Here is a 21,178-nt window from a genome sequence, read left to right as displayed (position 1 = left end):
CGATGATCCTTGGCAGTGTTCAGGCGATGTGGCGTGTGGTGACAGCGACCGGCTCCCCAGCCAGGTCACTCAACTGGTTGAGCAGCTCGAGCGCTTCGCTGAGCAGGGCGTTCGAGGTGTCCTGGCGCATCCGCTCCGGCAACGACTCTGCTGCGGGAGCGGGTTGCTGTAGCGCTTCACTGGTGCTTTGCGCCGCCGCGCCCTCGGCACGAATATCCATTGGCGTACGCTGTTCGCGGCCCTCGCCATCGCGGCTGATCAGGGTCAGGCGCAGCACTCCATCGCGCTGCAGGCGCTCACGATCGATACGCAGCTCCCCGCTGCGCGCATCGAACGATGCCCAGCTTGGCAGCGGCAGGCCGTTGGCCAGGGTGATGCGCTGTGCCGTGCCGCCATTGGGCAGCTCGACCGGCAACTTGAGGCTGACGCTGCGCTCGCTGCTGGCGTTGAGGTCGACGCTGGTGTTGAAACGCGCGCCATCGAAGCTGAAGCTGCCACCGGTGTTCTGGTAGCCGCTGTCGGTGATCACGCCAGCGGCGTTGGCCAGTTGCTGGCTCAGCGAACCGCGCCCATCGGCCAGGCCGTTACCGCTGCTGCGCAGCAGGCTTTGCACCGTTGGTGCCGGTTGCGCGGAGGTAGGCGCTTCGGTTGGGGTGTTGGCCGGTGCATCGCTGGCTCCGAACAGGGGGGCGTTCAGGGCCTGGCCGCCGAAGCTGGCAGTTGGCGCCGTGTTCGGCTGCGGCTGGAAGCCGGTGTTCAGCTCCGGCAGGGCGGCTTCGCCCGTGTCTTGTACCGGCAGGGCCACAGCCAGGGTTAACGTGCGAGAAACCGTCGCGCCATGTGGGTCGGTGGCGGTGATGGTAATCGAATGACTGCCCGCCACATCCGGCGCGGTGCCAGACAGGGTGCGGGTGGCCGCGTCGTAGGTCAGCCACTCGGGCAGCTCGAGTTCCCAGTTCAGTTCGCTGTCGTTGGCGTCGGTGAACAGGTTTTGCGCCAGGGTTGCGCTGTAGGCCAGGCCGCTTTGGGCGCTGTCCAGGCTGTAGGCGATGCCGATTTGCGGTGCAGAGTTGACCACGTCGAGCGTCAGTTCATGCTCGGCCGTTGCGCCGCGCCCGTCCGTGGCGGTGAGGGTAAAGCCGTAGTTGCCCACTTCGGTCGGCGCGCTGCCGGACAGGGTCCGCGTCAGCGCATTGAAGGTCAGCCCTGGTGGCAGACCTTGTACCGACCAGGTCAGTGCATCGCCCTCGGCATCGTTGAACAGGTCGTTCGGCAGTACGACCGAATAGGCCTTGCCTGCCTCGGCTGCGACCGGGGCATAGCCGTCCGGGCCCGACCACACCGGAGCCTGGTTGGCTGGCAGCAGGGTGAACTCGATGGTGCGCGCAGGGCTGTCCGCCTCGCCGTCATTCATGACCAGCTCGATACCATGATTGCCCGGCGTACCCGAGGCACTGACGTAGGTGATCTGACGCAGCAGTGCATTGGCATCGCTGCCGCTGATGGCGGAGGTAAAACTCAGCACGGCGCGGTTGCTGGTCTGCGCGAACGTCGCCACTTCGACCCCACCGCGCAGAATGCGCTCGCCTTCGGCCGTATAGGTGGCGTTGTCGCGAAAGCCAAAGACATCGCCGGCCTGCCCGCTGATCGTGACGTTGGCACCCTGGTAGTTGTCGGCGGCGTCCAGTTCGGCGTCGTTCAATTCGATTGCCGGGAAGAGGATGGCGGGCGCTCCGCCAATCTCGCCGCCAGGGCCAGGCATCGCCGGTGCATTGAATACGAGCAGGCGACTGCCGGTGACGATCACCGCGCCATCTGCCGAAACCGCCAGGCGATCCGCGCCTGCCAGGCCCGCCTGTGAAGAGGGCAGTTTTTCCAGCGTGATGGCCGAATGGTAGGCCAGTGAGCCATCGTTGCGAGTGATGAACAGCGCCTTGCCGTCGGCGGACAGGGCGATGTCTTCGACCGTTGGTGTATCACTGATCGTACCGAGGTGGGTCAGGGCGCCGGTGGCAGGATCGAGGCTGAAGCCATCGACCTGCTGAGGGTGGTTGTGGATAACGGTTTCGACGGGTGTGCCCCACCCCCCGATCACCGAGCTGGTACGGCTGTTGGCAACGAAGATGGTCCGACCATCGGCGCTCACGGCGATGTGCTGAACATTGCTCAGGTTTACGGTCTTCCCGGTTGCATCGCTATTGCCGGAGCGGATGTTGACGGGCGCTGTCAGGTTGCCATCGGTATCGCGTTCATAAACGATGAGCGAGGAGCCGTTGCCGGGGTTGGTTACCACGAATACCAGGTTGCCTCTGGAAGCGATCTCGGTGGGGCTCCACAGGTAGGGCGCGCTGTCCATGTCAGCGACGAGATCGCCCAGGTGGTCGAGCGCTCCGCTGGCGGTATCGCGGCTGTAGGCGCTGATCGTGTTTTGGTTGATGAGGTAGAGGTTTCTGCCGTCGTCGGAAAGTGACATGCCCTGGATGTTCCACAGGCCCGAGAGCGACTCCTGCTGCTGCAACCTGCCGTCGGCGTCCACCGCGAACCAGGTGATGACGCTGTTGCTGCCGTTCTCCTGCAAGGCATAGAGCATGCTGCCATCGCTGGTCAGCTGGAGCTCAACGATACCGGTCTGCCCCGCGAAGGTCTGTACATGGCTCAGTTCGCCGGTGCCCGCATCGCGGCTGAACAAGGCAATGTTGCCCTGGCCGTCGGCGACGTACACACGGCTGCCGTCAGTGGACAGGGTGCTGCTGGTGGGGGCAGACAGGCCTGGAATGTCGCGCAGGTCCTGCAGACTTTGCAGATCGCCCAGGGAGCGGATCGGGTCATCGTTGATCACCGGTGCGTCGTTGACGGCGGTGATGGCGATGCTCAGTGATCGCTCCACCGACAGGCCGCGCTGATCGGCCAGCGTGATGCTGACCGCGACGTTGGCACCCGGTACGTCACTGCCGTTGGCATAGGTGATCTGCCGCAGGGTGTTCTGCACATCGGTGCCCGTGGGGGCGCCACCCGAGGCATCGCTGAAGGTAATGGTCATTACGCCGTCAGCAAGGCTGACGTGGCCTATCGTCAGGCCGTCTTTCTGCAGATTGTCACCGGCGATGCTCAAGCCATTGGCGCCGAGGAAACCCAGGCTGTCTGAGTTGCTTTTGCCGACACCCAGCGTGATGGTGAGTGTGGCGCCATTGTAGTTGCCCTGGCCGCCATTGAACGCCTGCAGTTCGGTGTCACCGAGGGTGGCGGCTGGCACTAGTGCTACCGGGCTCGCCTGCTCCGTGTACGGGACGGTGGGCGAAACGCCGTTCAGTGTCGGTGCGCTATTGGGTGTGAGCGCTGCAGACAGTGTCACTACAGCCTTGTCGGCCACGGTGGTCAGCTGGTTTTCATTCGCCATTTCCCTGAATGCCAGCGCAATGGTGCGCTGACCGCTGACGTCGTTGCCGGTGTGCTCAAAGGTCAGGCTATCGACCAGTGCTTCCACTTCGGCGACGGGTCTGCCAGTGGTATAGACCCAGACCGAGGTCGTGCCGTCGGCATGGCGGATGATGTTGTACTGTTGACCGGTTCCGGTGGTGCCGACACCGGTAGGGCCGTCGAGTGCGATGCGGCCATTGCCAACGCCCAGCACGTCGCCGGGGCGAACGGCATCGATGGTGAGCGCCACGTACCAGATGGTCTGGCCCGCTTCTACGGTATCGATGCTGGTATTTTCGAACAGGGGAACCCGTTCGCCTTCTGCATTGAAGGTCGGATGCAGAATTGTGGTCTCGACGATGGCCGGATCGTTCACTGCTTGCAGGGTGACGTCGACGATCCTGCTGGTGCTCTGCGCATCACCGTCGCTGAATGTCATTCTCAGATTGGCTTGAGCGGCCAGATCGTTGCTGCTGTTGCTGTACGCGATGCCGCGTAGCACCTTCTGCGCATCGGCTTGGCTGAGGCTGGCGATGAAGGCCAGAGTCAGCGTGCCCTGTGCCTGGGTGAAATCGGCAATCGCCACGCCGTCGAGCAGGAGCTTTTCACCCGAGAGGCTCAGGTTTGCGTTATCGATGAAGCTGAAGCGGTCTTCTGCCTGCGCACCGTTCTCACGTGCGACCACGATGCTGGCACCGTTGTAATCGCCTTGGCCATCGTTGAGTGCATCGAGTCGCGTGTCGGCCAGGGTGCCGCCGGGCAGCACGACGACCGCATTGCCGCCTTCGGTGAAGCTCGAACTGGCGGCCTGCAGATCGAGTACCAGTAACCCCTGATTCCAGGAAAACTCGCCGCTCAGGTAAATCTGGCTGCCATCGCTGCTGAGGCTGGCACTGCGCAGTTCATCAAGGTTGCTGCCGTCGAAGCTCGAATACGCCTGGCTCAGGGCGAACGTGCCGCTGCCGTTGCGGGTGAACAGCTCGATCTGGGCGGCGCCGGTGATGATCAGTGCATTGCCATCTTGAGAGACGATGATCTGCTTGCTGCCCGCACTCAGTTCGACAGGTGTACCGCTGGCGCCCAGGCGACCATCGCTGGCAATCGTCAGCGTGTACAGGGCGTTGCCGTTATCCAGCGCATACAGGGATTGGCCATCCGCAGAGAGTGCGATGGCACTGACGAAGTGCTCGCCGCCGTCAGCTGTTGCGTCTGCCACATGGGTCAGGCTGCCATCAGCGTTGATGCGAAACACACTGGCCAGGCTGGTGCTGCCGGATACGCCGGCAAACAGGAATTGGCCATCGCTGGACAACTGCAGGGCGGTCAGTTGGGCGAACTCGGCCTGAGCCGTTTCGCTGTCCTGCTCCACCAGGTTTTCGCCCTGGCGTAGGTAGACTTTCAGTGCATCACCTGTGGATACATAAAGGCGGTCACCGATGGCCACCACATCGCTGACCAGGCCCACATCTCCCAGGCTGGCCAAGGCGCTCAGGCTGCCCGTGCCGGCATCACGGTGAAACAGGGTTACACCCTCGCTGTTGCTGACGAACAGGGTGCCACCGTCCGCCGAGGCGCCAATGTCCCAGGCGCCATTCAGGCCGTTCCGGGGAGTGGCTGCGAGGGTTTCTTGCAGGCTCAGGGTACCGTCCTGATTGCGCTGGAAAATGTACAGGTTGCTGATCTGTACGTCGGCACCGCTACCGGTTGTCTCGTCGTAGACCCATTCACTGGTGGTGCGCACGGCGTAGACGTCATCGCCCACGCTGACTACCCCCTGAATGCCCTGGTAAGGATTGGGGAAGTCGTCGGAGAAAATCCGCTCGGCAAGGTCCAGCGCACCGGTTTCCGCACCCAGCTTGGGGCCCTGATCGTCTGCCACCAGCAGGTTCGCTCCTGCCTGTTCACTGCTGTCTCCGAGGGTTTCTGAGAACTGGGAGGTGCTCTGGTTGACGACCGTGACCGTTGTGCTGATGGCGCTCAGGTCGGCGACGTCACCGTTAGTGTCGCTCAGGGTTTTCAGGGTTACATCGATGGTGCCGCTGGCTACCGTGCTGTCCAGAGTGCGGTAGGCGATGCCATCGATCAGCCTACCAAGATCCGTTGCACTGGCAGCGTTGGGGGAGAGGCTCAGGGTGACGGTGGCCGTACTGCCACTGAGTGAAACCTGATAGCGATGGTTGTCGGTGGTGCCTTGGCCTGCCAGCAGCGCGATTTCCTTCCCGTCGATCAGCAGTGCCTGGTTGGCACCATTGGTGCTCACGTCTATCACCAGTTCGGCAGGTGCCGAGCCGCTGCCATCGAGCGTTACCTGAACGTCGTCGAACAGATTGACGAGCGGGAAGCTGGTGGTGCTATCGGTGATGGTGATCGTGCTATCGACCGGCCTTGCCTCGACGCCCGGCGCCTCGGCAGTTGCCGGCGCATCGACCTGGGCCGCCACGTCCGCGACTGTGGCGACTGCGGCCGCATCCAGCAGGATGCGCGGCTCCAGGGCCAGGGCCCGGAAATAGCGTGGCGAGTGCTTGCGTGTGGTCATGGCAGTCTTCCAGGACAAGGGTCGGTGAAATCGAAAGAGTGGGATGAGAGTTGGTGCTACTCGACCAGCCGGACGTAGGAGCCTTGCCTGCGGATCTCTTCGAGAATTTTGTCGAGGCGGTCCTGTATGCCGCCTTCGGCGGTCGTGAAGTCGAAGCCGGGGAGGTAGGTGATGTCACCAGCCTGTTCGGCGCAGCGGGCCAGGCCGGGGCCCGCAAGGCGGCGAAACTCGGAGGCGCCGTTGATCAGCGTGCCTTCTGCGCCCAGGTCGTTGTTCTCGATCTCGTCCTGGCCGATGGCGATCATGAAGAAGCGCAGCTTGCGTTGGCGAAAGCTGTCGCACAGCCGGGCAAAGCGCTGTGTTCTCAAACTGTGGTTTTCGCCGTCAGTGCCGGTCTCGCCATCGATGGCCTGGGCGGTGTCGGCGTTGTAGGAATCGCTGTCGAACCAGCGTTGCCCGGTGGTATTGACCAACATGACGATGGCCTTGTAGCTGTCGCCGCCGTCGTCCTTGAAGTCCTTGGGCAGCTCGTCGGGCAGATCCCAGCCGCTGCTACCCCTGAAGGCCGGCGCCAGGGCCATGGCGCTCCAACCCATGGCAATGGCGTAATTGACGTTGAAGCGCGTGGACATCTGATCGAGACGTTCCTCGATCTTGTCGAGGTCATTGCTCAGTGGCAGCAGGGGGGCGGAGGGGCAGCCTCTGTCGGCGACCATCCAGCGGGTATCGTTGATACCAGTGGCTTGGCCATCCAGTGGAGGAGGGCCGATCCAGTTGATTGGCGTAGCGCCGGGGCTGCCGTTTTCCGGCAGGTCATCGCGATAGTAAATACGGAATTGCCCGCTGGGGGCGCGATCCCAGAAGTAGTTCTGCCCACGGTTCAGACCGCGATACATGCACAGCAGATTGGCGCGACGGTCCGGGATGCGGCGATCCTGCAGACCCGCGTAGCCAGTGCGGAACAGCGTGGTCAGTTCCACCGGGCGCAGGGCGCTGGCCATGGCCCAGTTGTTCAGGCGTCGCGCATGGCTGGCGCTTGGCCCGGGCGGTGTGCGTGACTCCGGGTTGGTGTAGTCGGGCGAGACGTTGACCGCCTGGCTGTAAGGTACTAATGCCAGCCAGGCGTCGTCGCGCCCCTCTACCAGCTTTCGAGCGAAGCGCATGCTCTGGCGACGCAGTACCCGCAGATTGCTTTCGTTTTCCGAACCTGTGTTTGGCAACGCTAGCGCGACCTCCAAGCCACTAGGTTGCACCTCGACGGTGGAGTGCACACGGATCTCTTCCACCTCGCCACCGAGCAGTTCCGGAGCGGCCTCGAAGACCACCTCGACCCTGTAGCGCGTGCGTTGCTCGTCGTCGGTTTCCTGACTGAGAGCGATATTCTCGCTGCTGATCTGTTCGCCCAGAGCGCTGTCCATGCCGAGGTTATTGAGTACGTAGCCTTCGGCCAGTAGCTGCAGTTTTTCCAGGGGCTGCTCACCCTTGAGCAGGCGCTCGTTACCCACCGCCATCGCCGCTGCGTCGGTGGCACGTTTGATCTGCCCGGCGCTGTTGGTCATGCGACTGGTATCCAGAGCATAGGCCGTGGCCAGCAGTGCGCCGCCGATGGCCAGCACCATGAAGGATGCGACGCTGCCACGCTGCTGCCTGCGGCGAATCATGGGCGGCACTCTTCACGCGGCGTGCAGGTTTGAATGACGCAGCTGTCGAAGGGCAGGTAAGTGGCTGTCATGGCGGGTAGGCAAGCGATCCGTGGGCGATACTGGGGAGGTACCAGAGTGGTCGTAAAGATAAGAATAATTCCCAATATCAGGCAATCGCCGCTTCATTAAGAATGCTTAATGAGCGCAGTGCAGAAGGGCGGCAGGTCGTTGCGTCCCGAGCTCGCGCGATGATTTTTCAGGGGGGCGGAATGCTCAGTGGCTTTCCAGCTCTGGATGGCTGATCGCCGGCGTGCGGTGTGGCTCCGGCCGTGACCACAGCCACAGTGGCCCGCACGCCATTCCAGCGGCCGCCGTTATCAGTAGCCATAGCGGCGGCTGATGCCAGAGCAGCAAGGCGAAGCACAGCAACATGCTGGCGCTGGCCATCCACTTGGCTTTGCGGGCGACCGTACCCGCCTGCCAGTCGCGCAGCAGGGCGCCGAACAGGCGATGCTGGTGCAGCCAGCGGTTCAGGCGCGGCGATCCCTTGGCTGATGCCCAGGCTGCCAGCAGCACGAATTCGGTGGTCGGCAGGCCGGGAAGGATCACGCCGAGCACCGCACAGCCGAGGCTGAGGTAGGCGAGCAGCAGATAGCCCATACGCTTGACGCCACTCGTTGGCGGCGGCTGCCTGGAGTCGCAGGCAGCCCGGGAGGTATTGATGCGCATGGCGGTAATCCGTTCTGGTGAACACACAGTTAAAGAGACGTCCTGTTGGGCATCAAGTTAAGAGGGCTTCATGTTTGCCACGCGGCGTATCTCAGTCCTGATAATCCACGCCAACTTCCTCGCTCAGCAGCCGATCCAGTGCGACGTCGCTGTGCACCATGCGGCCAAAGGCAATGGCTTGCATGTCTTTGTTCATCAGCAGGCCATTGCTCAGTGCCAGGTTGTCGCTGTTGCGACAGAGCTGCACGACCAGTATCGACGCGCTGCTGGCCGCGGCCTCTTCGCCTGCCTGGGGCTGGCGCTCCACCTCCTCCGGTAATTCGCCGGTATAGCGCTCGCCTTCCGCGTTCACGGGGCACAGCCCTTCGAGGTTGCCCCGCCGCAGCGGGCGCCACGTCATGCTGCGGTCGAGGTTCACCTTGCTGATCAGCAGTTCGTAGTCACCCAACACCTGCGGCGCGGCCGCGTGGTCGATCAGCGCCTGCAGGCCGTCGCGATCGAGGCGCTGCTGCAACGTCAATGTGCTGGCGATGGCATGCGCTGATTGCTCGAGGTGGGCACGAGCCAGGTTGATGTTGTAAAGGTCTGCGATCAACAGCGCGGCGCCCACCAGCAGTGGCAGGCTCAGGGCGCCTTCGACCAGGGCATTGCCGCGCTGACGTTTGAGGGAGTGGCTCATGGTGCTTCCTGCGCACCAGGGCGCTCGCTGGTGAGGTTGCCGAGCAGTTGCCGGTGCTGGTACTGGAAGGCGTCACCCAGGCCGAACAGCGCCGGCAGTGGGGTGATGAACTGTTGTGTCATGTCCACGGTAACGCTCAGCACCTGGGGCGAGGCATCTGCCGCGTCGCGCTCTGCGTCGGGCTCGCCGCCGCCGAGCTGACGCAGATTGTCGAAGGCCAGCAGCTCGACCTCCAGGTCGCTCTGATCGAGCAGGCCGTAGGAGCCGGCCACCAGCCGTGTCTCGATGGCCTCCTGCAGGGTTTCCTGGCTTTGCTGGTAGAACGCCCGGTCATGGCGAAAATCCTGCAGCGAGCGCTCGAGCGCGAGGCTGCCAACGCCGATCATCAGGGCGATGCGCGCCAGCTCGAAGAGCATCATCACGCCAAACAGCAGCACTGGCATGATCAGCGCCGTTTCCACGGCGGTAACGCCATCCTGGTCGCGCAGCAACGCCTGGGTATGCATGAGGTCAGTCCTGTTCTTTCAATGCCAGGGGCTGCTGGCTGGCGGCCAGCAATTCGCTGGCCAGCGGCGCGCCAGCCTGAACGCGCTCACGGGCGGCGCGGAAGCCGTCGAGAATCCGCGTGGCGTATTCCGCTTCCAGGTTGTCGAGCAGAACCCGTTCAGCGGTGTCGTCATGGCCGGACATCACGTAGGCCAGGGCGAGATTGAGTTGCAGCGATATGTCGCCCTGGCCGCGGGCGCCATTGAGCAGGCCGATGGCGCGGCTGCTGTCGCCACTGGCCAGCCAGGACAGCGCCAGGTTGTTCAATGCGGGGCGGTAACCAGGGTCGCTTTGCAGGGCCCGTTCGAACTGTTGACGTGCCCGGTCGTCGTGGCCCTGCAGGTTCATCACCACGCCCAGGCCGTTGTGGGCCATGGCATCGTCGGGGCTGGCTTTAAGGGCGCAACGAAAGTCCCGCTCGGCCTGGGCAGACTGACCCAGAGCCAAGTGCGCGCGCCCCGTGCCGTTGCACAGCGCCAGACGCTGCTCGTTCGGCAAGCGGCTGTCGCTGGCGAGCGCTTGCTGAGCGCGCTGGTACAAGGCCAGGGCGTCCGGGGGAGGGCGCACGGCACTGGCGACGCTGGCGTATTCGAGCAGGTAGCTGCCATCGAGCTGGCCGCGTTCGTCCATGCGCGCATAGACCGCGTGGGCCGCCTGCAGGCGACCGTTGTCGCGCAGGGTGTGGGCGAGATGCAGGGCCTCGCGGGCTTCCTTGCCCAGTGCGGGGGTGGCGTTCGGCAAGCCGATGCTGGCGCAACCGCTGAGCACCAGAACCAGCAGGGCAGGCAGAAGAGGATGGTTCAGGCGCATGGCAGGTCTCGATTCATTGGCTGAGGAGGCGGACGATGCGCACCATGGCCGGTGCTCCCATCATCGCCACGATGGGGGGAGGATCAGGGTCATCAGCGGCACGCTGAGCTGGGCGGGCAGTTTGCCGGCGCGCTCTTCGAGCGTGAGAATCAGGGTCTTGCGACTTTCTTCGGAAATGGTGCGCAGTGCCTGCGACAGTGGCGTGCCGTAGCGTTCTGCCTGGATCAGGGTAGCGACCATGCTTTCGATGCCCTTGGCACCGGTACGCTCGGCCAGGTTGAGCAGGGCTCGCGGGCGGTCGCTGAGGATCTGCAGTTCGGCGTAGGTGTAGCGCAGCTCGTCGGCCAGCTCCGGAGCTGAGAGGGTCAGCTCCTTGGAGACCACCTGCAACACGCGACCCAGTGGGAGGCCGGCTTCGGCGCAGATCACCATCAGGTCGAGGCCGTCCGGCAGGCTGTGCTCCAGGCGTTCGCCTCGCCGGGCGCTGCGCACCTTGAGCCACACTTCCGGCAGGGTGGTGCCGGCGAACAGCGCGATCAGGCCGCCGGCGAGGCCGTTGAGGCCAAGCCGCGAACCGGGTTCGAGCACACCGAACAGGACGATGCCGGCCAGCAGCAGACCCAGTGCATATTTACCGGCCATCAACAGGCCCAATGCTTCCTGGCTGCGCAGGCCTGCCATGGACAGCAGCCGCCGCAGTTTGTGGCGATCCTGGTCGGTGCCGGCCAGCGTTTCACCGACGCGCGCCACCGGCAACAACAGGGCCTGCAGGCGGGGCGGCATGTGCAGGCCCTGCTGGCGCAGGATGTCATTGATGTGGGCGGCACCCGGAGCGGGCTTGTCCAGGCTGGTGCGCTGCCCACCGGGCAACAGCCGTTCACGCAGCGCTGCCGGCCGCGAACGCTGGTGCAGGGCAATCAGCAGCAGGCCGATACCGGCGAGCAGAATAGCCAGGGCGACGCTGGCCAACGGGTCATCGAGCCAGCTCTTCATGACACCCTCCGAACCATCAGTTGGGTGATCGTCAGGCCCAGGGCGACGCTGCCGAAGGCGTACAACAGCACGATATTGCCGGTTGGGTCGTTGAGCAGAAAGTGGAAGTCCTTCGGCGAGTTCAGGTACATGTAGCCGAGCGCGAAGGGCACCAGGGAGGCGACGATCTTGGCCGAGGCACGTGCTTCGGAGGTCTTGGCCTGGATCTTCAGGTGCAGTTCCTGGCGGTCGCGCAGGGTGGCGGAGAGGCGATCGAGGGTTTCGCCCAGCCGGCCGCCGGCTTCCTGGTTGATGATCAGGATCACGGCGAAGAACCGGTATTCGTTGAGAGGAATGCGTCGCGCCGAATCCTGCATGGCCTGGCGCAACGGCACGCCGAGGCGCAGCCAGTTATCGATCAGGGCGAACTCCAGGGCCAGTGGGCCCGCCAGGTTCGGCCCGACCAGGGCGAAGGCGTTGCTCACCGGCACCCCGGCGCGGGCGGTGCGGGTCACCGCGTCGATGGCTTCCGGCAGGCTTGCCTTCAATTCACGCAGGTGTTTGGCCATACCGCTGCGGTAACCGAGCAGGGCCAGCAAGACGAAGGCACTCAGGCCCAGCAGCAGGCTGCCGAGCACGGGGATAGGCGTTTCGCGGCCCAGCAGCACGCCGATCATCAGGCTGGCGAAGGCGGTCAGGGTCACACGCATGCGCAGGTTCTGCTGCCAGCCCAGCACGCTGAGGCCAAGCCAGATGCGGGCGATACGCGGGCCGAGTACCGGCAGGTCTGCGAATGGCGTGCGCTCCATGTCGCGCAGAATGCCGTCTACGGTCGGCAGGCGGCTGTGCTGGTGGGCCTGGCCGTCGAGCGTCTCCTTGAGCTTCAGCAGGCGCAGGCTCACCGCCTTGTCGCCGTGACCGCGCCTGGACAGGCTGCGGGCGGCCAGCATGGCGAGGATCACGGTGACGAACACCAGCAGGGTCAGCAGGTCGAGTACGGCCTCCATCAGTGCTGGCCCTCGAACAAATGCGCGTGGGTGCCGTAGAACTGCGGGCGCTGACCGCTGGCCACGTACTGCCCCAGCAGGCGGCCCTGGGCATCGATGCTGCTGGTCTTGAAGGCGAACAACTCCTGGGTCTGGATCACGTCGTTCTCCATGCCGCAGACTTCGGTGATCGAGACGATCCGTCGACCGCCGTCGCGCATGCGCTCTACCTGGACGATCAGGTTCACGGCACTGGCGATCTGTCGGCGAATGGCTTCCAGAGGCAACTGCATGCTGGCCATCATCACCATGTTTTCCATACGCATGATGGCGTCGCGCGGGGTGTTGGCGTGCACCGTGCAGAGTGAGCCGTCGTGGCCGGTGTTCATCGCCTGCAGCATGTCGAAGCTCTCGCCGCCGCGCACTTCGCCGAGGATGATGCGGTCCGGGCGCATGCGCAGGGCGTTGCGCACCAGATCGCGCTGGTCGACCTTGCCGGTGCCTTCGGCGCTGACCGGGCGGGTCTCCAGGCGCACCACGTGAATCTGCTGCAGCTGCAGTTCGGCAGCGTCTTCGATGGTGATGATGCGGTCTTCGAAGCTGATCTTCTGCGACAGGGCATTGAGCAGCGTGGTCTTGCCCGCACCGGTGCCGCCGGAAACGATGATGTTGAGCTTGGCGACCATGGCTCTGCGCAGCACTTCGACCATCTCCATGGACAGCGCACCGCGTTCGGCGAGGATCTCCAGCGACATGTTGCGGCGCATGAACTTGCGGATCGAAATGGTCGTACCGTCGATCGCCAGCGGATAAGTGATGACATTGACCCGGCTGCCGTCGGCCAGGCGTGCATCGACCATCGGATGGCTTTCGTCAATGCGCCTGCCCACGGCAGCGGCGATGCGCTGAGCGGTATTGAAGACATGTTCCTCGTCGACGAAGGTGATGGGCGACAGCTCGAGCTTGCCAAAGCGCTCGACGAACACCTGGCCGGCGCCGTTGACCAGAATGTCGTTCACCGAGTCATCGGCCAGCAGCGGCTCGATGGGGCCGATACCGACCATCTCGTTGAGCATTTCCTCGCCGATGGTTTCCTCTTCCTGGCGCGACAGCTGCAGACGGTTGTCATCGCAAATGCGGCGGATCATCGATTCGATTTGCCCGCGCAGCTTGTCGCGACCCATGGCCGCCGCCTTGAGGGGATCGATCTGGTCGTAGAGGTAGCCGCGAATCAGCTTGCGGTTCTGTGCGCCGAGGGTATCAGTGGGGCGCGCCTGGGCAGTGCGCTGCACGCTGGTGGCGCGCACCTCTTGCGTTGGTTGGGGTGTTGTTTGCGCAGCGTTCGGCTTACGCGCTTCACGGCTGCGGTTCGGAGGGCGGATGAGCATCGGCGTTTTCCTCTCAGGCCGCGGAACGCTGGCGGTTCAAGACCTGGCGCAGGCGTGCCAGCAGGCTGCTTGACGTGCTGGCGATACGTTTCGGCGAATGCCCGGTGGCGAGGTCGGCCAAATCCAGCAGCGCGTCCTTGAAACCGGCCGCGTCGTCCAGCCGCAGTGGCCCGCTGAGCAGGCTCCCGGCCAGTGCGTCACTGGCGTGGGGCAGCAACAGGTCGATGGGGCGCTCAATGAAGTCCTCGAACTGCGCCCGCTCGACAACGCCTTGGGCACGGCCACGCGCGGCGTTGACGACTACCAGCAATTGCTGGCCGTCGCTTTCGTCGCCGATTTCACGCAACAGCCGATGCAGGTTGCGGGCGTCCTGTACGGTCAGGTCGGTGATGAGGATGCGCGTCTGGGCGTGGGCCAAAACCTCCAGGCTGCCTGGTGGCCGGCTGGCCGGCAGGTCCCAGATCACCTGGTTGAACAGGCGGCAGAGGTTGCCGCCGAGGTTCAGCAGGTGTTCGCGGTCGAGCGGGGCATCGCCACGTAGCACCGGGGTCTGTGCGAGCAGGTGCAGTCGTTCATTGATTTGCCCCATGGCCCGTTGCAGCAGGCGGGTATCGATCTCGCTGCTGGACAGCGCACCGGCCAGGCCGGCTTCGCCTTCGTAGCCGAGCAGTAGGTTCTGGTCGCCGTTGCTGCGGTCGAAGTCGACGACCGCTGTGGCTGTGTGGCGCTGTTGCGACAGCAACTGACCGATGCCGGCGGCCACCGTGCTGGTGCCGCAGCCGCCGGAGGCACCCGTGACGGCGATGGTACGGCCACTGCGCACGCCGTGAGGGTCACTGTGACCGAGGGTGCGGGCACGGTTCAGGGTGGCGGCGAGCAGATCCAGCGGCACCGGCTTGACCAGGTAATCGAACACGCCGCTGTGCAGCAGGCTGCGGTACAGATCGACGTCCTGCTTGCTGCCCAGGGCGACGATATGGCAGGCCGGATCGCAGACGTCGGCGAGCTCGGCGAGTGATTGCAGGGGCAGCGGATCATCATCGAGGTCGACGACGAGCAACTCCGGGGACGGGTTGCTGCGGCTCCAGGCGATGGCGGCTGCAAGGCCCCCCGTGCGTGCCTGGTCGGCGCCGAAGCCCAGGCGAATGAGGCGTTCGCCGTAATGACCAGCCTGTTCATTGTCGACGGCGAACAGCATGAGATTCGCCGTGGCGTGGCGTTGGATCGAGGTGTCGTTCATGTCGCGATTCTCTTTGCGCCGGGCGCGGGGGCTCAGTTTTCCTGGAAGTCGATGTCGAGCAGTTCACGGATCTCGTCGTCGTGATAACGGCCGACCGCATTCACGGCAGCCATGCCGTCGCCGGCATCCAGCGCCTGAGGGCGCATCAGGTCACGCGGGTCTGAGACCATGCGGGCAAGGTTGGCGCGGGTGGCGCAGCCCAGCGGGCCGACAGCCTCATGGGGTTTGACCGTCCAGGCTTGCTGGTTGGCGATGCTGCAGTCCGGTACCGTCACGACCAGGGCTTCGGAGACCACCTGCAGATCCCAGTTGCCGCCGTTGGCTGACTCCAGGCGCGCGGGCATGACGATCACCTGCGTGGCAGGCGCACCTTGTTCACGCAACACCCTGCCCAGCCGTTCGGCCAGCCGCTCGCCGCTTGGGGTAAAGGGCTGCAGGGTCAGGGTCTGCTGTGACAGGCGGCCCTGGGCGCGGAGCAAGGTGTTCAGGTTGTCCAGTGATTCAGCCGTGAAGCTGCCGTTGCCGCTGGCCTGCAGGGACGTGACCAGCGCAGAGGGCGCGACGCTGGGCCGTGGCGCCGTTTCGTAGGGCGCCAGGCGCTGTTCGCGCATCTGGTTGATGTGGCGGTCACAGCCGGTGACCAGCAGTGAAACTGCCAGCAGCGGCAGTACGGATCGAATGGACATGATGGCGCTCCTCAAAACAGGTAGCCGGCGGTGGCCTGGGCAGGGAGCTGGGCATCCAGCGCACGAATACCGCGGCCAGGGGTTTGCAGCTCACCGGGCGCCGTGGGCTCGACCACGTAGGCGGTGGCGATGATCACCAGTTCGGTGTCTTCCTGGGTGTTGGTCTCGGTCTCGAACAGACGGCCAAGGCCTGGAATGCTCTTCAGGCCGGGAACGCCATTGATCTGTTGGGCGAGGTTGCTGCGCAGCATGCCGGCGAGGGCGAAACTCTGGCCGCTGGCCAGTTCTACCGTGGTATCGGCGCGGCGCACCTTGAAGGCCGGGATTGTGAAGCCTTCCAGTTCCACCGCGCCGTCGCTGGACAGATCGCTGACCTCGGGTGCCACGTGCAGGCTGATGCGTTTGGGCGACAGCAGGGTTGGCGTCATGCGCATGATCACGCCGTACTGTTTGTAATCGATGTTCACGCTGTTGTTGACGAAGGTCACGATCGGTACCTCGCCACCAGCGGCGAAACCGGCGGTCTCGCCGGACATCGCAGTCAGGTTCGGCTCGGCCAGTACCGTAGCCAGGCCGTCTTCGGAAAGGGCGGTGAGCAGGCCGGACACGGTCGTGGAACCGTAGCGGTGGAAGCCGCCGGCCACCGCATTGGTGGCGGCGCCGCCACTGAAGGCGCCGGTGGTCGCGTCGAACAGCGAGGTACCGCTGCGCAGGAAGTAATTGCCGTCTTTCAGCGCTATGTCCCAGTTCAGCCCCAGTGACGTGGTCAGGCTGCGAGAAACTTCGACGATGCGCACGCTGATGTTGACCTGGGCAGACAACTCGACCTTGAGTTGGTTGATTACCCGTGGGGCGGGCGTCTGCCCCTGCTGGCCGCCGCCTTGCGGGGCACGAGCATTGCCGCCGGCGCTGCTGGATGCTGCGCCGAGGTTGGCCTCCACGCTATCCATCACCTGCTTGGCCTGTTGTGGGGTGCGCACGCTGCCGCGCACGATCAGGCTGCTGCCGGACGGCAGGAACTCGACCCGGGCACCGGGAACTTCGCGGGCGATCTGGTCGCTCAGGCGGCCGAGCGCCGCCATGTCCTGGCTGGCGACCAGGCGGATCGCTGATATCACTTCATCGTTGCCGTCCAGCGCGTACAACGTGGTGGTGCCGGGGGCCTTGGCGAACACGAAGACGCTGCCCGGCGTGGGTACCTGGTAGCTGGCAATCTCCGGGTTGGCGACCATGACCGTTGCGGCGGCGCGCGGCAGTTGCAGCAGGCGGCCCTGGTTGAGCATCAACTGCACGGTTTCGGTTTCGTCGACCTGTACCAGGTGCCTGCGTAGCGGACGTGGCGCTGGTTCAGGCGCAGGCGCCGAGGCAACAGCTGCCTCGCCTGGCGTTGCCACGCCGTTTTGCGCGTAGTACTCGCGGGCAAAAGCCAGGTCCAGGTCCGGGTTGTAATCGGCAGGCTCTGCAACCGGCAGATCGAGCGCTTCCTGCGTTTGCGCATGTGCGAACCCGGAGGCGAGACCGCCAGCGGCAAGCAGGCAGGTCAGGGACAGCGCAAGAGGGGTATACGCGAACTTCATTCTCGGTCTCTCGGTTGGCCGGCTCACTGGGAGCCGAATTGCACGGCGGTGGCAGCGTCGCCACGGAAGGTCTGCACGTTCGGTGTGGAGGTTTCCGCCGACGCCTTGTACACGCTGGTGGTCTGGGCCAGGGTGGTGACCCGGTCAGTGCCGGGTTTGGCCAGCCCGTCGCTGGCTTCCAGGCTGCTGCGCAACACCATCTGCAAGGTGCCGATCTGGCTGGCGAGGGCCAGCCGTTCGGCATACACGGGGGGACTTCCAGGGTGACGATTTCCGCATAGGAAGTGGGGTAGCCCTCTGCCTTCCTGTTCTGCGCTTTGGCGTCTGGCACCTCCATTGGCTGCAGGGGGCTGCGCACGCGGTTGTTGATCGACAGCACGCGCACGTCCTGCAGCAGGGTTTGCGCGGCCAGACGCGGGGTTTGCTGGCCGCTGCTCTGCGCCTGTTCCTGGTCGCGTTGCAGGTTGACCAGCACATCCACACGGTCGCCCAGGCTGAGCATGCTGTAGAGGCTTGCGCTGTTGCTGGTGGGCACCGCGATGGCACGCATGCCGGGCTTGATCACGGTGGCGATGAAGCCCGGTTCATTGGCCTTGACCACCAGGTTGCTTGTCAGCGGCGCGCCGGCCGCGATCGGCTGGCGCACGCTGGCGCCGGTCAGTTGCCGACTCCCTTCGGCCCCCTCGATGAAATACAACTGGTCGTCATGGGCGCTATCGCTGGCCTGCCAGCGCAGTGCCGACGGGTCGATGAAATCGCCGGGCTGCAGGTCGCGGCTGGCGACCAGGATGGCCGGATGACTTGGTTTGGGCTGCTCCACAGGCTTGCTTTCCACCACCTGCGGCGGGGGTGGCGGCGGGGTCAGCAGGACGCGAGCCAGCAGGGCGGCGCTGCCGGCAACCAGCAGGGTGCCGGCCAGAAGAAGGACTGAAGGGGTTTTCATGGTTGAACCGTGCACTCAGTAGTGAAGGGGGCCTAACAGCGTGTAAAAGGCACCCGCCGCGATGGCCAGGCCATAGGGAATGCCGGCCGGTCGCTGGTCGGTCAATACCGTGGGTGTCTGTATGCGCAACGACGGCCGGGTAATGGCAAGACGTTGCCAGGCTTGTGCCAAGGTGTTTTCCAGCACTGACAGCAAGGGCAGGGCCAATGCCAGAAAGCCCCCCGCCAGTGCGGTGACGATCAGAAAGGTCATCTGGTTGCCCTGACCCATCCACAGGCAGATGACGGCCATCAGCTTTACATCGCCTGCTCCTACGCGGCCGAGGCAGAACAGGCCGTAGCCCACCAGTAGCACCAGGCTGGCGCCAAGCAGCGTGCGGGCAATGCGTTCCACCAGCTCGCCAGTACTCAGGTCGGCCCAGGGGCCAAAACCGAACGGCGCACAGAGCGGCAGGATCAACCACAACGCCAGGAGCAGGAGAACCATCAGGTTGTGTATACGACGGTAGAGCAGGTCCGAACAGCAGACGAAGAGCAGGGCCGGAAGCAGGACCAGGAGGCTGAAGGTATCGGTATCCATGATGCTCCAGCCTCGATGCTTACTTGCTGCTGCCAGGGTTGTTGGTATTGGTGATCTGGTCGGCGATCGACGAGAAGCGTTCCTTGAGCGCGGTGACGAACACGCCATCGGAACCGAAGATCACACCGATGGCAGCGGCCATGGCAGCCGCGAGAATGCCGTACTCGATGGCAGTCACGCCGCTTTCATCGGCCAGAAATTTCTTCAGTTGGTTGGCCATGGGCACAACTCCTTGGATGGGTTTGCAGGGTGATGAACAGAGAGTGATATTAGGATTCATTATCAATTGAGCATCAAGCGGCGCTTCATTAAGAATGCTTAAGGAAGGTTGGCGCAGCGCCTGTGTTCAGGCCGCCGAGGTGTGTTTCGAGGTGTCCGGCGCAGGGTGATCGGGTACCGGCCTGGCCGCCGCCTTGAGGCGTAAGGTGGCGCGCAGGCCGGGTCGGTTGTCGTCTAGGATCAGCTCACCACCATGCAGTTCGGCGATCGCCTTGGTCAGCGTCAGGCCAAGGCCATTACCGGGAATCGCGCTGTTGAGGTGCAGGCGCTGAAAGCGCTCGATTGCCTTGCCGTTGAGTTCGGGCGCAATGCCAGGGCCGCTGTCGGCAACGCTCAGGTGAGCCCACCCGCCCTGGCCGTAGGCAGCGAGCACGATGGGTTGTCCGGCAGGCGCGTACTTGAGGGCGTTGTCGATCAGGTTGGCCATGGCCTGGAAGAGCAGCGCCTGGTCGCCGTAGAGCTGCAGGTCGTTGTGCCTGATCTTCAGCTCGCAGCCGCGCTCCTCCGCCAGTGGCAGGTAATAGTCGCGAACGTCTTGCAGCAGCTGGCAGGCGTCGAGGGCGCTGAACTGGTGGGCGCAGCGGCCGGTCTCCACCTCCGCCACGCGCATGACTGCGCGAAACAGGTTGTGGATGCGCTCGCTGTCCTGCACGGCGCGCAGCAGTTCTTCACGCGGCTCGCCGTCGAGGGTCTCGGCGACATTCAGCAGACGATTCTGCAAGCGGGTCAGGGGCGTGCGCAGTTCGTGGGCGATATGGCTGGTGATGTTCTGCACGTCATCCATCAGCCGGTCGATGCGCAGCAGGGCGTGGTTGATCTCCGCACTCAGTTGGTCGAACTCGTCACCCCGCTGTTCGCAGGGCACCCTCACGCTGTGGTCGCCGCTGGCATAGAGCACCAGGGCATCGCGTATGCGGTTGATGCGATACAGGTTGCGCAGGCTGAATGGCAGGCTGAGGATCAGTATCGAGAGCAGGATGATCAGCAGGCCGGCGCCGGCCATCAGCGGAATGATGCGAGTACGCTCGAGCATTGGCCGCAGGTCGTAACCGCTGAAATATTGGCCACCGTCCTGCAATGGCACGATCAGGCCGAACATTTCACTGGGATTGCCGCTGGCGTCGAGCCGTTCGACATGGCGCCAGTTGCTATCGCAGGGCGCCGGGCAGCCGCCGGGGAACAGGTCGCCGTCGCCGTAGAGCAGGGCGCCGTGGCTGTCGAGCACGATGGAGTGACGGTCCTTGCGAATTTCCATCGGCTGGCGGTAGAGCAGTAGCTCGGCAACCTGCGGCGCATTGGTCAGTCGGCCCTGCATCTGCTGGGTGCGAATGTCCAGCAGGATCATGTCGCGCACGTGGTTGCGCATGATGATTTCCAGCAGGTGGTTGCTGAAGATGATCGAGGCCAGCGCGACCAGCAGGCAGATGAAGGCCACCGTCGTGGCCTGGTGAAAGCTGCTGGTGGCGAGCAACTGGTGCAGGCGATTGTCAGCCAAGGACATAGCCGATCGCCCTGATGGTGCGCAGCAGCGCCGGGCTGAAATCCTTGTCGATCTTGTTGCGCAATTTCGACAGGTGCACGTCGATCAGGTTGGTCTGCGGGTCGAAGTGATAGCCCCAGACTTTTTCCAGCAACATGCTGCGCGTCACTGTCTGGCCGCGGTTCTCGGCCAGCACCAGCAGTAGCTTGAACTCCTTGTCGGTGAGGTCGATGCGTTGCCCGGCGCGCGTGACTTGGCGGTGGCCCAGGTCGATGCTCAGGTCTTCGATAAGCAGGCTTTCTGCGGCAAGGCGTTGCGGGCGTCGGCGAATCAGCAATTCCAGGCGCAGCAGCAATTCGGTGAAATCGAAGGGTTTGCCCAGGTAGTCGTCAGCGCCGGCGCGCAGCCCCTCGATGCGGTCGGCGGTCTGGTCATTGGCGGAAAGAATCAGCACTGGCGGATGGGGGCGGCCATGCAGTTGGCTCAGCACCTCGATGCCATCCATCTTCGGCATGATGCGGTCGAGCACCACCACATCGAAGGCTTCGGTCTGGATGATCTGCAGCGCGCCCTCGCCGTTGTCGACCATTTTGCAGTTGTGGCCGGACGCGTGCAGCTTACTGCTTATCCAGTGACCGACGGCCACATCGTCTTCGACTACGAGCACACGCATGACCGGTTCCTCGTT

General features: G+C 64.2%; 17 protein-coding genes and 1 pseudogene. All 18 read right to left on the bottom strand.

Annotated elements, in window-relative coordinates:
* Positions 1-19 precede the first annotated feature (19 nt).
* The 18 genes and pseudogenes from ACZ0AV_RS06875 to ACZ0AV_RS06790 all read right to left on the bottom strand — a co-directional run bounded on the left by ACZ0AV_RS06875 (position 20) and on the right by ACZ0AV_RS06790 (position 21,163).
* Complete coding sequence (locus ACZ0AV_RS06875) at positions 20-5,953, bottom strand: putative Ig domain-containing protein (protein WP_499150345.1); 5,934 nt, start codon at positions 5,951-5,953, stop codon at positions 20-22.
* A 56-nt stretch (positions 5,954-6,009) separates the two neighbouring features.
* On the bottom strand, positions 6,010-7,614 hold the full coding sequence (locus tag ACZ0AV_RS06870; RefSeq protein ID WP_499150344.1) for a hypothetical protein: 1,605 nt from the start codon (positions 7,612-7,614) through the stop codon (positions 6,010-6,012).
* A 255-nt stretch (positions 7,615-7,869) separates the two neighbouring features.
* A complete protein-coding gene (locus ACZ0AV_RS06865) occupies positions 7,870-8,325 on the bottom strand; it encodes a YbaN family protein (protein WP_499150343.1) in 456 nt (151 codons plus the stop codon).
* 91 nt (positions 8,326-8,416) lie between these two features.
* A complete protein-coding gene (locus ACZ0AV_RS06860; protein ID WP_499150342.1) occupies positions 8,417-9,004 on the bottom strand; it encodes a TadE/TadG family type IV pilus assembly protein in 588 nt (195 codons plus the stop codon).
* A complete protein-coding gene (locus ACZ0AV_RS06855) occupies positions 9,001-9,510 on the bottom strand; it encodes a TadE/TadG family type IV pilus assembly protein (RefSeq protein ID WP_499150341.1) in 510 nt (169 codons plus the stop codon). Before ACZ0AV_RS06855 ends, ACZ0AV_RS06860 begins: the two co-directional genes overlap by 4 nt.
* 4 nt (positions 9,511-9,514) lie before the next feature.
* The gene (locus ACZ0AV_RS06850) at positions 9,515-10,360 is read right to left on the bottom strand and encodes a tetratricopeptide repeat protein (RefSeq protein ID WP_499150340.1); all 846 of its coding nucleotides are present in this window, start codon (positions 10,358-10,360) and stop codon (positions 9,515-9,517) included.
* Between the two features lie 60 nt (positions 10,361-10,420).
* Positions 10,421-11,353: a type II secretion system F family protein gene (locus tag ACZ0AV_RS06845; protein WP_499150339.1), complete on the bottom strand. Its 933-nt coding sequence runs from the start codon at positions 11,351-11,353 to the stop codon at positions 10,421-10,423.
* Complete coding sequence (locus ACZ0AV_RS06840) at positions 11,350-12,339, bottom strand: type II secretion system F family protein (protein ID WP_499150338.1); 990 nt, start codon at positions 12,337-12,339, stop codon at positions 11,350-11,352. Before ACZ0AV_RS06840 ends, ACZ0AV_RS06845 begins: the two co-directional genes overlap by 4 nt.
* Positions 12,339-13,706 carry a TadA family conjugal transfer-associated ATPase gene (locus ACZ0AV_RS06835; RefSeq protein WP_499150337.1) on the bottom strand — a complete coding sequence of 456 codons (1,368 nt, stop codon included), beginning with the start codon at positions 13,704-13,706 and terminating at the stop codon, positions 12,339-12,341. Before ACZ0AV_RS06835 ends, ACZ0AV_RS06840 begins: the two co-directional genes overlap by 1 nt.
* A gap of 13 nt (positions 13,707-13,719) precedes the next feature.
* The gene (locus ACZ0AV_RS06830; protein WP_499150336.1) at positions 13,720-14,946 is read right to left on the bottom strand and encodes a CpaE/TadZ family protein; all 1,227 of its coding nucleotides are present in this window, start codon (positions 14,944-14,946) and stop codon (positions 13,720-13,722) included.
* A 32-nt stretch (positions 14,947-14,978) separates the two neighbouring features.
* The gene (locus ACZ0AV_RS06825) at positions 14,979-15,632 is read right to left on the bottom strand and encodes a CpaD family pilus assembly lipoprotein (RefSeq protein ID WP_499150335.1); all 654 of its coding nucleotides are present in this window, start codon (positions 15,630-15,632) and stop codon (positions 14,979-14,981) included.
* 11 nt (positions 15,633-15,643) lie between these two features.
* Positions 15,644-17,209: a type II and III secretion system protein family protein gene (locus tag ACZ0AV_RS06820; protein ID WP_499150334.1), complete on the bottom strand. Its 1,566-nt coding sequence runs from the start codon at positions 17,207-17,209 to the stop codon at positions 15,644-15,646.
* Positions 17,210-17,232: 23 nt separating this feature from the next.
* The gene (locus tag ACZ0AV_RS06815; RefSeq protein ID WP_499153442.1) at positions 17,233-17,457 is read right to left on the bottom strand and encodes a hypothetical protein; all 225 of its coding nucleotides are present in this window, start codon (positions 17,455-17,457) and stop codon (positions 17,233-17,235) included.
* Positions 17,458-17,516: 59 nt separating this feature from the next.
* A pseudogene (gene cpaB, locus ACZ0AV_RS06810) lies at positions 17,517-18,152 on the bottom strand (Flp pilus assembly protein CpaB); the annotation flags it as partial.
* Between the two features lie 15 nt (positions 18,153-18,167).
* Complete coding sequence (locus ACZ0AV_RS06805) at positions 18,168-18,731, bottom strand: A24 family peptidase (RefSeq protein ID WP_499150333.1); 564 nt, start codon at positions 18,729-18,731, stop codon at positions 18,168-18,170.
* Between the two features lie 19 nt (positions 18,732-18,750).
* Positions 18,751-18,951, bottom strand: a complete 201-nt coding sequence (locus tag ACZ0AV_RS06800; RefSeq protein ID WP_042551910.1) for a Flp family type IVb pilin — start codon at positions 18,949-18,951, stop codon at positions 18,751-18,753.
* 126 nt (positions 18,952-19,077) lie between these two features.
* Positions 19,078-20,511 (bottom strand): sensor histidine kinase, encoded by a 1,434-nt coding sequence (locus tag ACZ0AV_RS06795; protein ID WP_499150332.1) that lies wholly within the window; start codon positions 20,509-20,511, stop codon positions 19,078-19,080.
* Positions 20,498-21,163 (bottom strand): response regulator transcription factor, encoded by a 666-nt coding sequence (locus ACZ0AV_RS06790; RefSeq protein ID WP_499150331.1) that lies wholly within the window; start codon positions 21,161-21,163, stop codon positions 20,498-20,500. Before ACZ0AV_RS06790 ends, ACZ0AV_RS06795 begins: the two co-directional genes overlap by 14 nt.
* Positions 21,164-21,178: the final 15 nt, after the last annotated feature.

It is taken from the genome of Pseudomonas sp. AC532 (assembly GCF_979258965.1).
The sequence above is the reverse complement of the archived record's forward strand: the minus strand, read 5'-3'. Positions and strand labels throughout refer to the sequence as shown.